This is a genomic window from Pseudochrobactrum sp. AO18b, assembly GCF_000409565.1.
Taxonomy (GTDB): Bacteria; Pseudomonadota; Alphaproteobacteria; order Rhizobiales; family Rhizobiaceae; genus Pseudochrobactrum; species Pseudochrobactrum saccharolyticum.
The window spans coordinates 1-8,529 of sequence record NZ_ANNO01000409.1; the positions used below are offsets into that span (position 1 = coordinate 1).

Annotated in this window: 7 protein-coding genes and 1 pseudogene; 7 read left to right on the plus strand and 1 reads right to left on the minus strand. The window is 51.1% G+C overall.

The genetic code is table 11. The annotated features are described in order from the left end of the window. Positions 1-220 precede the first annotated feature (220 nt). From A918_RS0115715 to A918_RS0115735, 4 genes are all read left to right on the plus strand, one after another. Positions 221-1,123: a siderophore ABC transporter substrate-binding protein gene (locus tag A918_RS0115715; RefSeq protein WP_371257528.1), complete on the plus strand. Its 903-nt coding sequence runs from the start codon at positions 221-223 to the stop codon at positions 1,121-1,123. Between the two features lie 279 nt (positions 1,124-1,402). Further along, complete coding sequence (locus tag A918_RS0115725; RefSeq protein WP_022711978.1) at positions 1,403-2,362, plus strand: ABC transporter permease; 960 nt, start codon at positions 1,403-1,405, stop codon at positions 2,360-2,362. A 109-nt stretch (positions 2,363-2,471) separates the two neighbouring features. After that, positions 2,472-3,368, plus strand: coding sequence for an iron chelate uptake ABC transporter family permease subunit (locus tag A918_RS0115730; RefSeq protein WP_083647156.1), 897 nt, complete (start codon positions 2,472-2,474; stop codon positions 3,366-3,368). After that, complete coding sequence (locus A918_RS0115735; protein ID WP_022711980.1) at positions 3,365-4,123, plus strand: ABC transporter ATP-binding protein; 759 nt, start codon at positions 3,365-3,367, stop codon at positions 4,121-4,123. Before A918_RS0115730 ends, A918_RS0115735 begins: the two co-directional genes overlap by 4 nt. An 80-nt stretch (positions 4,124-4,203) precedes the next feature. Here A918_RS0115735 and A918_RS0115740 read toward each other — a convergent pair whose 3' ends face one another. Continuing rightward, the gene (locus A918_RS0115740) at positions 4,204-5,181 is read right to left on the minus strand and encodes an MBL fold metallo-hydrolase (RefSeq protein ID WP_022711981.1); all 978 of its coding nucleotides are present in this window, start codon (positions 5,179-5,181) and stop codon (positions 4,204-4,206) included. Positions 5,182-5,589: 408 nt separating this feature from the next. Between A918_RS0115740 and A918_RS0115745 the strand changes: the two genes are divergently transcribed. The 3 genes and pseudogenes from A918_RS0115745 to A918_RS20775 form a co-directional block, all read left to right on the plus strand. Next, positions 5,590-6,684 carry a carboxynorspermidine decarboxylase gene (locus A918_RS0115745; protein WP_033316192.1) on the plus strand — a complete coding sequence of 365 codons (1,095 nt, stop codon included), beginning with the start codon at positions 5,590-5,592 and terminating at the stop codon, positions 6,682-6,684. Between the two features lie 138 nt (positions 6,685-6,822). Next, entirely contained in the window at positions 6,823-8,058 is a 1,236-nt protein-coding gene (locus A918_RS0115750; protein ID WP_022711983.1) for a saccharopine dehydrogenase family protein, read from the plus strand. 120 nt (positions 8,059-8,178) lie between these two features. Then, positions 8,179-8,529 (plus strand): annotated as a pseudogene (locus A918_RS20775) (hypothetical protein); the annotation flags it as partial.

The following is an 8,529-nucleotide window of genomic DNA, read 5'->3' on the forward strand; positions in this document are numbered from 1 at the left end:
CATGGCCGTGGCCATGCCATTCTGATCGGTGAAACCAGCAATGTGCGCAAGCAGCGCCAGAATCTGATCTCGCGCGGCCTGACCCGCGAGCAGATCGCTTCTGAAGGTTACTGGCGTCCGGGTCGTATCGGCGGCCATGACCATGTTGAAGACTGATACGTGAAATTTCGAAAATCTGCCGGATAAATCAGGCTATTGAAGAGGAAAAGCAATGAAACGGATGACAGGACTTTTCGCAAGCATCGCTGCCGGTGCCCTAATGTTTGCAGGCGCTGCTCTTGCCGGTGAAGTCACCGTGAAACACGCACAGGGTGAAACCAAACTGCCGGATGTTCCGCAGAAGGTTATCACTTTTGACCTTTCATCCCTTGATACGCTGGATGCATTGGGCGTTAAGGTTCTGGGTGTTCCGACCATCAAAAAGCAGGATTACCTGACCAAATATGATGCCGATGAATATATCAAGATTGGTACATTGTTTGAGCCGGATTATGAAGCTGTCAACGCTGCGCAGCCGGATCTGATTATTGTTGGTGGTCGCTCCGCCGCCAAATATGCTGAGCTGGCAAAAATCGCGCCGACAGTTGACCTGACTGCCGACGCTGCAAATTTCGTAAAAAGCTCGGAAGACAATGTTCGCACTCTGGCCAATATTTTCGGCAAAGACAAAGAAGCTGAAGATGCGCTGACCAAGCTGAATGCCAAAAAAGACGAGCTGAAAGCGCTGACTACAAAAGCAGGCACCGGTCTGCTGGTTCTGACAACCGGTGGTAAGATCAGCGCCTATGGTCCGGGCTCGCGCTTTGGTGTGCTTTATGACGATCTCGGTGTGAAGCCTGCTGCTGATGATATCAAGCCGGGCGGTCACGGCCAGCCGATCTCCTTCGAATATATCCTCGAAAAGAATCCAGACTGGCTCTATGTGATCGACCGTGACGCAGCGATCGGCCGTGAAGGTGTGGCTGCCGAGAAATTCCTCGACAATGCTGTGGTTGCCCAGACCAATGCCTGGAAGAACAAGCAGGTCATCTATCTGGACGGTTCCGCATGGTATCTCAATGCTAGCGGTCTGACCTCGATGGGCAATATTGTGGATGAACTGATTGCCGGTTTAAAGAAATAAGCCTGCGAAAATAAGATTCCGGACGGCTTTACGGATAAGCGGAGTAAATATGTCGTGTTTTGACTTTACCCCGCCGGTTCTTTCAGGTTAAAGCATCCGGATTGTCTGCAAGGATATCAAAAAAGGCGGCAATGCATTGTCACTGCTGCCTTTTGTTTGTCCTGTATTATGCCCGCCGCTGACCGCAATTGTCAGAGCCTCTCTGTCTGCGGAATAGCTTGTTGTGTGTCTGTGCATCCTGTTCCGTTTTTGGGATGCGCCTAGAACGGTTGCCGCCTTGTGAAACTGATCGCTGCAACATGCCTGCTGGTTCTTCTTGCCCTGATAAGTCTGTTTATCGGGGTGAGCGACGTGTCTTTACAAAGCCTGTTCGGCGATGAGACCGCACGGCGTGCGCAATTTGTACTGGTGGAGACCCGCATTCCACGCACGCTTGCGCTGATCCTTGCCGGTGCAGGCATGGCCGTCTCCGGCACAATCATGCAAATTCTCGCACGCAACCGTTTCGTAGAGCCGTCAACGGCCGGTACGGTGGATTCTGCCTCACTCGGTATTCTCACCGTGATGATCCTTGCACCCGGTTTGCCGGTCTTTGGCAAAATGCTGGTTGCAACCAGTTTTGCACTCGCAGGCACTGCGCTGTTCATGCTGATTTTGCGTCAGATTCCGCTGCGCTCGCCGGTGATTGTACCGCTTGTCGGCATTATGCTCGGCGGTGTGATCTCGGCAATCACCACATTTTTTGCCTATCGTTTTGATTTGCTGCAATCCATGGGCGCATGGACGACGGGTGATTTTTCTGCCGTGCTGCGCGGGCGCTATGAGCTGTTATGGCTGTCTTTCGGCCTGACCATTGCCGCCTATATTGCCGCTGACCGTTTTACTGTTGCGGGTATGGGCGAGGCATTTACCACCAATCTCGGTCTGAATTACCGCCGCGTGATGACTTTGGGGCTGACCATTGTCTCCATGGTCACGGCCTGCGTGGTGACGACTGTTGGTATTGTGCCGTTTCTCGGTCTGATTGTGCCGAATGTGGTGAGCATGGTGATGGGCGACAGTATGCGCCGTTCGCTGCCGTGGATTGCGCTGCTTGGTGCAGGGCTGGTGCTGATCTGCGATATGATCGGCCGCACGATTAACGCGCCTTATGAAATTCCTGTCGGTACAATTCTTGGCGTGCTGGGCAGTGCTTTCTTCCTGTATCTCGTTTTAAGGAAGTCCGCCCGTGGTGCATGAAACAATTTATCCGGTGCACAGTGAAGGCACGTTGCCGGTTGAAAATCCGGCCAATCGCAGAAGCGCTGTGAAACGGCTGATCTTGCTTGGTGCATTGGCACTGATTGCGATGGCGGCTTTCATGACCATTGGTGCCAAGGGCAGCTGGAGCTTTGTCTTGCCGTTTCGCGGCACCAAGCTCGCGGCTATGATTTTGGTGGCCTATTCCATCGCTTTGTCGACGGTTTTGTTTCAAACCATTACCAATAACCGGATTCTCACACCTTCCATCATGGGCTTTGACGCGCTTTATGCGCTGTTGCAGACGGTGCTGGTGTTCTCGCTGGGTGCTCATGCGGTTTCAATGGCCAATCCGAAGCTGATGTTTCTGGTTGAAATCGCTTTGATGATGGGCTTTTCCGGTCTGCTCTATCGCTGGCTGTTTGCCGGTGAGGGGCGCTCGCTGCATCTTTTGATGCTGGTGGGGATTATTTTCGGCGTATTCTTCCGCTCCGGCACCGGCTTTATGCAGCGCATTATCGATCCGAATGATTTTGTGGTGTTGCAGGACCGGTTATTTGCATCATTCAACACGATTGACAGCCAATTGCTCGGCCTCTCATCCCTTGTTGTCGGGCTGGTTTCTGTCGCGGCATGGCGTATCGGCCACCGGTTCGACATTCTATCACTTGGGCGCGAGACAGCCATCGGCTTGGGTATTAATTACAAGCGCACAACAATGATCATTCTTATGATGGTGGCTGTGCTGGTTTCGGTGTCCACTGCCTTGGTGGGGCCCGTCACTTTCTTCGGACTGCTGGTGGCCAATCTGGCCTATATGATTATGCCGGTTACCCGTCACCGTTACACAATACCTGCTGCTGTGTTGCTGGCTGTGATTGCTCTTGTCGGCGGGCAGCTCATTCTCGAGCGCGTTTTCGCTTTCAACACCGCATTGGGTATTGTGATCGAATTTGTCGGTGGTCTGTTCTTTATTCTGATGCTGGTACGAGGAGTTGCCCGATGATCGAGGTCAAAGCCGTCAGTAAAACCTATGGCGAAACTCTGGTGGTGAATGATGTCTCCCTGACATTGCCATCCGGCGGTATCACATCAATTATCGGCCCCAATGGCGCGGGAAAATCCACGCTGTTATCGATGATCAGCCGTCTTATTCCGGCTGATCAGGGGCAGGTGCTGGTGGACAATATGGATGTGGCGCGCACTGCCGGCGATGTGCTGGCCAAGCGTTTGTCGATCCTGCGTCAGGAAAATCACATGACCGCGCGCCTGACTGTGCGCGATCTGGTGACCTTCGGCCGTTATCCTTACAGCAAAGGCAGGCCGACTGCAGAAGATGCGCAATTCGTGGCGCGTTCTATTCAATATCTGAATCTGAATGATCTGGCTGATCGTTTTCTTGATGAGTTGTCCGGTGGTCAGCGTCAGCGTGCCTATGTGGCAATGGTGCTGTGTCAGGACACGGATTATACGCTGTTTGACGAGCCGCTGAATAATCTCGACATGAAACATTCTGTCGAGATGATGAAACTCTTGCGCAAAGCGGCGGATGATCTGGGCAAGACGGTTGTCGTTGTGCTGCATGATATTAATTTCGCATCCTGCTATTCCGACCATATTGTTGCAATGCAGCACGGCAAGCTCTTCTGTCAGGGTACGCCGGAAGAAATCGTTTGTCCTGTGGTGCTGGAATCCATCTATGGCACCGTGTTCAAAGTGCAGGATGTCGAAGGCAAGCGCATCGCTACCTATTTCATGTAAAATCACGCTGTTGATGAAAAACAGCGTGATTTATTTTGCTGCGCGCCTCTATAAGTCGAGCTGATAGCTCTTGTTCTTTATTATAAATCGAGCTGATAGCTCTCAGGAACATACCGGTACCCCTGATCCATCGCCTGCAAATAGCCGATAGCCGGAAACGGCATATGATAACCGATAAATGGCAGGCGTTCCGAAGCGATCATATCAAAGATGCGCTTGCGGGTTGCAGCCGCCATTTCTTTGTCGGCATCAAAAACCACATGCCATTCCGGTCTTTGCAATGTGATGACGAAATGATTGGCCGTGTCGGCAATCAGGATGATCTGCTTACCACCGGATTCAACGCGGAAAGCCATATGGCCGGGTGTATGGCCGAAAGCAGCCAGTGCCGTAATACCGGAAACAACAGCATCTCCGTCTTTAAGAAAACTGGTTTTGTCTGCCAGCGGTTTGACATTGGCGAGAACAATTTTCTGCACGCCTTCGGCCGGTGTGCCTGCACGGTCAGGACTGGTCCAGAAATCATATTCTGCCTGCCCTGTAACATAGCGCGCATTGGCAAAGGCGGGAGCACTGTTTTCCATTAACCCGCCAATATGGTCAGGGTGGAAATGGGTGAGTACTACAATAGTGACCTGTTCCGGTTTGTAACCGGCAGCTTCAATCATTGCCGGTAATTTTCCCTGTCCGTTTTCACGGGCAGCGGCACCCATGCCGGTATCAAACAGGATCAGTTCGGAGCCGGTATTGACCAGTGTCGGTGTAAATCCGTTGACGAAACGATCAGCAGGCAGAAGATTGGCTTTCAACAAGTCTGCAACCGCTTCTTCCGGCTGATTGATGGCATAGGTTTTTTGCGGGGCTTCACCGGCGCGCAGGCCATCAAGCAAGACTGTGATCTGAAAATCACCGAGCATGAAACGGTGAAAACCGGGTGATGTGACACCGGAAAGCGGTACATCAGCAAAGGCCGCACGGGTTAAAATCTGCGGCGCAGCAAGGCCGGTGAGTGTTGCAGCCGTGGCAAGGCTGAAGATATTTCTGCGGGTAAGGGACATTCGATTACCTCATATCATTGGTTTTGATCGGGTCGAAAGAATGCTGTATTATCCGTCAGGATTGCGGGGCTGCCAACCGCACTGGCAATTTTTTTGAACTTTTTCGATAATGGCCGCATATTTGCGGGCACAAAAAGCGATTACGGCAAAGCTTTGTCAGCCCTTATTTAAACCGTCATATTAAGCCCCTATATAAAGGCAGATATAATCTGACACCCAAAGCACAGGCGGACGGAGGTTTTTTATATTGCGATCTGTATAAATTTATAAAATCAGTTTCGATTTTGAAGATTATGCAGTAAAGAAAGCTACCGCAGTCCGGCAGTCTTGCCGCGCGGTCTCCTGTTAACAGGATAAATTTCCCCGCCAAAACACGTAACAGTAACGGACCGGACAAACGAATTGACGATCAAGACCCCGTATTACCTCATTGATAAGACCAAACTTCTGCCAAATCTGGAAAAGATTAAATATGTGCGTGAGCAGTCCGGCGCGAAATCGCTGCTGGCACTGAAATGTTTTGCCACATGGTCCGTGTTTGATCTGATGAGTGAATATATGGACGGTACAACATCGTCTTCGCTCTATGAAGTGCGCCTTGGCAAAGAGAAATTTGCCGGCGAAACACATGCTTATAGTGTTGCCTATGCGGATGATGAAATTGAAGATGTGCTCGCGAACAGTGACAAGATCATCTTCAATTCCATTGGCCAGCTGACCCGTTTTGAAGAAGTATCCCGAAACCACATTCGTGGTCTGCGTGTGAACCCGCAGGTCTCCACTTCCGACTTCTCACTGGCCGATCCGGCACGTCCGTTCAGCCGTCTTGGCGAATGGGATGCTGCGAAGATCGAAACCGTGATGGATAAAGTCTCGGGCTTCATGTTCCACAACAATTGTGAGAACGATAAATTCGACCGTTTTGATGAAATGCTCGGCATTATTGAAGAGCGTTTTGGCCATCTGATTTCCCGTGTGAAATGGGTCAGTCTTGGCGGCGGTATTCACTTTACCGGCGAAAACTATCCGCTGGATCAGTTCTGCGCACGTCTGAAAGCTTTCTCCGAAAAATATGGTGTACAGGTCTATCTGGAGCCGGGTGAAGCTGCGATTACCAAGTCAGCCACGCTGGAAGTGACCGTGCTCGACACGCTGTTCAACGGCAAAAATCTTGCGATTGTCGACAGCTCGATTGAAGCTCATATGCTCGATCTGCTGATCTATCGTCAGACCGCCAAACTGGAGCCGAATAAAGGTGATCATGAAATCATGATCTGCGGCAAGTCCTGCCTTGCCGGTGATATTTTCGGCGAATTCCGTTTTGAAAAACCGTTGCAGATCGGTGACCGTCTCTCCATTCAGGATGCGGCCGGTTATACAATGGTCAAGAAGAACTGGTTTAACGGCGTTAAAATGCCATCCATCGTTGTCCGTCAGCTCGACGGAACTGAAGAGCTTGTCAAAGAGTTTACCTTTGACGACTTTGCTGCCGCCCTTTCCTGAGGCAGATACTATAAAATGCAACCGATGCGCTTTGTGCGGAGCAATCTGTACAGGGCGTATCATTGATTAGTGCATAATCATCATCGGAAAAAATTTGTGATTATGCCGAAAAGGCTACTATGGAGCGTACCGCGTGAAATGAAAAAAAATGTCCTGATTATTGGTGCCGGAGGCGTGGCGCAGGTTGTGGCGCATAAATGTGCGCAGAACAACGATGTACTGGGTGATATTCACATTGCTTCGCGAACGAAATCAAAATGCGATGATATGGTCGCAAGCGTTCGTGAAAAGAAAAGTATGAAGGTCGAGGGCGTATTGGAAGCCCATGCACTGGATGCTCTGGATATTGAAGCCACTAAGGCACTGATTACCAAGACAAATTCACAGATCGTGATTAATGTCGGTTCGCCTTTCATCAATATGTCGGTGCTGCAGGCCTGTATCGAGACCGGCGTGGCTTACATGGATACCGCTATCCATGAAGAACCGAACAAGATTTGTGAGACCCCGCCGTGGTATGCAAACTATGAATGGAAGCGCCGCGAGCTTTGCGCTGAAAAAGGTATTACTGCTATTCTCGGTATCGGCTTCGACCCGGGTGTTGTGAACGCCTATGCCCGTCTGGCTCAGGACGAGTATTTCGACAAGATCACCGATATTGATATCATCGATATCAATGCCGGTTCCCATGGCCGTTGGTTCTCCACCAATTTCGATCCGGAAATCAATTTCCGTGAATTCACCGGTCGCGTTTACTCGTGGCAGAAGGGTGAATGGCAGGTCAATAAGATGTTTGAAGTGGGCAAGGAATATGATCTTCCTGTCGTCGGCAAGCAGAAAGCCTATATGACCGGCCATGATGAAGTGCATTCACTGGCACTCAATATCGAGGGTGCGGATGTGCGCTTCTGGATGGGTTTTGGCGATCATTACATCAACGTCTTTACCGTGCTGAACAATCTTGGCCTGTTGTCCGAACAGCCGGTTAAAACCGCTGAAGGTCTGGAAGTTATTCCGCTGAAAGTGGTCAAAGCTGTACTGCCTGATCCGTCATCACTGGCGCCGGATTATACCGGCAAGACCTGTATCGGTGATCTGGTTAAAGGCAGCAAAGACGGCAAAGACCGTGAAGTCTTCATTTATAATGTGGCAGACCATAAGGATGCCTATAATGAAGTTGGTTCACAGGGTATTTCCTACACTGCCGGTGTTCCGCCGGTAGCGGCTGCCATGCTGGTTGCGACCGGTGAGTGGGATGCCAAGACAATGGTCAATGTTGAAGAACTTGATCCGCGTCCGTTCCTCGCTCAGATGAGCAAAATCGGCCTGACTACCTGGATCCGTGATGAGCAGGGCGAACGTCAGATTTTCTGATTTTGATCTGTTCCGGAATTAAATTAAGCTCAGGGGCGCAAGTCTCTGAGCTTTTTTATTGCGCATTGTTATAAGAGCGATAGTATTGCGGCAGTTCTGTCCGGTTAAAAATGAGGTGCAATGATGGGTTATTCTGTTTTATCGCATTTAAAACATCTTGCTGCACCACTGGCAGCCTTGATGGTGCTTTCCGCTTGCAGTGTTTCAGTTGATGAGGGCAGGCCGCAGCGCCCGCCAATCCGGCCGGATCGTCCGCAAATGTGCACGATGGAATATGCACCGGTCTGCGGCGTGCGTAACGGAAAAACCCGTACATTGGGCAATAGCTGTCAGGCGCGCGCCGAGGGCTATCGCATTATCAGCAATGGCGAATGCAGGCCGTCACAATCGCGCCCACCGCAGTGGCAGCAACATCCTGATCGTCCCGGCGGAGCTATGCGGCCGGGTCGCCCGTCAGGGAGCCGGGGGGGC